The organism is Ruegeria sp. BF6, assembly GCF_056538665.1.
Window position 1 is genome coordinate 1 of record NZ_JBQFTN010000040.1, and the last position, 2,986, is coordinate 2,986.

At 60.1% G+C, this 2,986-nt stretch carries 3 protein-coding genes; all 3 read left to right on the forward strand.

The genetic code is table 11. From position 1 onward, the window contains the following. The first annotated feature begins 4 nt into the window (after nucleotides 1-4). Nucleotides 5-1,681 (forward strand): formate--tetrahydrofolate ligase, encoded by a 1,677-nt coding sequence (locus ACR0IM_RS24420; protein WP_480597332.1) that lies wholly within the window; start codon nucleotides 5-7, stop codon nucleotides 1,679-1,681. 57 nt (nucleotides 1,682-1,738) lie between these two features. Beyond that, on the forward strand, nucleotides 1,739-2,044 hold the full coding sequence (locus tag ACR0IM_RS24425) for a chorismate mutase (protein ID WP_480597330.1): 306 nt from the start codon (nucleotides 1,739-1,741) through the stop codon (nucleotides 2,042-2,044). Nucleotides 2,045-2,097: 53 nt separating this feature from the next. Then, nucleotides 2,098-2,986 (forward strand): bifunctional methylenetetrahydrofolate dehydrogenase/methenyltetrahydrofolate cyclohydrolase FolD (folD, locus tag ACR0IM_RS24430; protein WP_480597327.1); only part of this gene is annotated, 889 nt, incomplete at its 3' end.

The following is a 2,986-nucleotide window of genomic DNA, read 5'->3' on the forward strand; positions in this document are numbered from 1 at the left end:
CCCAATGAGCTATAAATCCGACATCGAAATCGCCCGCGAAGCGAACAAGAAGCCGATTCAGGAAATCGGTGCCAAGATCGGCATCGATTCTGCCGATCTGCTGCCCTATGGCCACGATAAGGCGAAGGTCAGTCAGGACTTCATCAACTCGGTTCAGGACCGTGAAGACGGCAAGCTGATCCTGGTCACCGCGATCAATCCGACCCCGGCGGGTGAAGGTAAAACCACCACCACCGTTGGTCTGGGCGATGGCCTGAACCGTATCGGCAAGAACGCGATGATCTGTATCCGCGAAGCCTCGCTGGGCCCGAACTTCGGCATGAAGGGCGGCGCTGCAGGTGGCGGCTATGCGCAGGTTGTTCCGATGGAGGAAATGAACCTGCACTTCACCGGCGACTTCCACGCCATCACCTCGGCCCACTCGCTGCTGTCGGCAATGATCGACAACCACATCTACTGGGGCAATGAGCAGGCTATCGACATGCGCCGCGTCGTTTGGCGCCGTGTGGTCGACATGAACGACCGCGCCCTGCGTCAAATCACCTGCTCGTTGGGCGGTGTATCGAACGGTTTCCCGCGCGAAGCTGGTTATGACATCACCGTGGCATCCGAAGTCATGGCGATCCTCTGCCTGGCAACCGACCTGAAGGACCTGGAAAAGCGTCTGGGCGACATCATCGTTGCTTACCGTCGCGACAAGACCCCGGTCTACTGCCGCGATATCAAGGCCGAAGGCGCAATGACCGTTCTGCTGAAAGACGCAATGCAGCCGAATCTGGTGCAGACGCTGGAAAACAACCCGGCCTTCGTCCATGGCGGCCCCTTCGCGAATATCGCGCACGGCTGTAACTCGGTCATCGCGACCAAGACCGCTCTGAAAGTCGCTGACTATGTCGTGACCGAGGCCGGTTTCGGTGCCGATCTGGGTGCCGAGAAGTTCATGAATATCAAGTGCCGCAAGGCGGGCATCGCGCCGTCGGCAGTTGTTCTGGTTGCCACCGTGCGCGCGATGAAGATGAACGGCGGCGTTGCCAAAGCCGATCTGGGTGCCGAGAACGTCGACGCCGTCGTGAACGGCTGTGCCAACCTGGGTCGCCACATCGAGAACGTGAAGTCCTTCGGTGTTCCGGTCGTCGTCGCGATCAACCACTTTGTCACCGATACCGACGCGGAAGTGCAGGCGGTAAAGGACTACTGTGGTGACCACGGTGTTGAGGCGGTTCTGTCCCGTCACTGGGAACTGGGTTCGGAAGGATCCGAGAATCTGGCCAAGAAGGTTGTGGAAATTGCCGATGCCGGTACCGCGAACTTCTCACCGATCTATCCGGACGACATGCCGCTGTTCGAAAAAATCGAGACCATCGCCAAGCGCATCTACCGCGCTGACGAGGTGCTGGCTGATTCCAAGATCCGCAACCAGTTGAAAGAGTGGGAAGCAGCAGGCTACGGCAACCTGCCGGTCTGCATGGCGAAAACCCAGTACTCGTTCTCGACCGATCCGTCGCTGCGCGGTGCGCCGACCGGCCACTCGGTTCCGGTGCGTGAGGTTCGCCTGTCTGCCGGTGCTGGCTTCATCGTGGTTGTCTGCGGTGAGATCATGACCATGCCGGGTCTGCCGCGCAAACCGGCTGCCGAGACCATCTGCCTCAATGACGCAGGTGAGATCGAGGGCTTGTTCTAAGCGCCCGAATGAGACATCTCGTGGCCCGGGGATATCCCCGGGCCACAGGAGATTGAAATGCCCACTCTGATACCACCGCATGACTGTTCCTCGATGCAGGAATTGCGGGCTCAGATCGACAAGCTGGACCGCCAACTGATCGAATTGTTGGTAACGCGCGCAAGCTACATCGACCGCGCGTCCGAGCTGAAACCCGGCGAGGGCCTGCCAGCCCGCATTCCGGATCGTGTCGAAGACGTGGTGCAGCGGGTGCGCAAGAGTTCCGACGAGTTGGGCATGGACCCAGATCTAGCCGAGAAACTCTGGCGCATCTTGATTGACTGGTCGATTGCCCGCGAAGAACGCGTGCTCGGCCCCGACTGAAGAACCGGGCGCTTTGTGCGCCCGATCCGTTTTTTGAAAGAAGGGATCAAAGGATGGTAGCGCAGGTTATCGACGGTAAGGCCTTTGCGGCGAAGGTGCGCGCGCAAGTGGCCGATCAGGTTGCAAAGCTGAAAGAGGAAAACGGTATCACGCCCGGTCTGGCCGTGGTTCTGGTGGGCGAGGATCCGGCCAGCCAGGTTTATGTCCGTTCCAAGGGCAAGATGACCGTCGAGGTCGGCATGAACTCGTATGAGCACAAGCTGGATGTGGATACCTCCGAAGAAGACTTGCTGGCGCTGATCGACAAGCTGAACAACGACCCGGCGGTGCACGGCATTCTGGTGCAATTGCCGCTGCCCAAGCATCTGAACGAAGATCTGGTGATCAACTCGATCGATCCGGCCAAAGATGTCGACGGGTTCCACATCTCGAACGTGGGTCTGTTGGGCACCGGTCAGAAGTCGATGGTGCCCTGTACCCCGCTGGGCTGTCTGATGATGCTGCGCGATCACCATGGTTCGCTGTCGGGAATGGACGCGGTTGTGATCGGCCGTTCGAACATCGTCGGCAAGCCGATGGCGCAGCTGTTGCTGGGTGACAGCTGCACCGTGACCATCGCGCATTCGCGCACCAAGGACCTGCCCGACGTTGTTCGCCGTGCTGACATCGTCGTTGCCGCCGTCGGCCGCCCGGAAATGGTGCCGGGCGACTGGATCAAGGAAGGTGCCACCGTGATTGATGTGGGCATCAACCGCATCGAGCGGGACGGCAAGAACAAACTGGTCGGCGACGTCGATTACGCCAGCGCCGCCGAGCGCGCAGGTGCGATTACCCCCGTCCCCGGCGGCGTCGGCCCCATGACCATCGCATGCCTGCTGGCCAACACTCTCACAGCATGCTGCCGCACAAACAAACTACCAGAACCAGAAGGCCTGACCGCCT

What these genes read in the sequence shown, in the direction of transcription:
- ACR0IM_RS24425 (WP_480597330.1), top strand. Translation starts at nt 1,739, where the DNA reads ATGCCCACTCTGATACCACCGCATGACTGTTCCTCGATGCAGGAATTG.
- ACR0IM_RS24420 (WP_480597332.1), top strand. Translation starts at nt 5, where the DNA reads ATGAGCTATAAATCCGACATCGAAATCGCCCGCGAAGCGAACAAGAAG.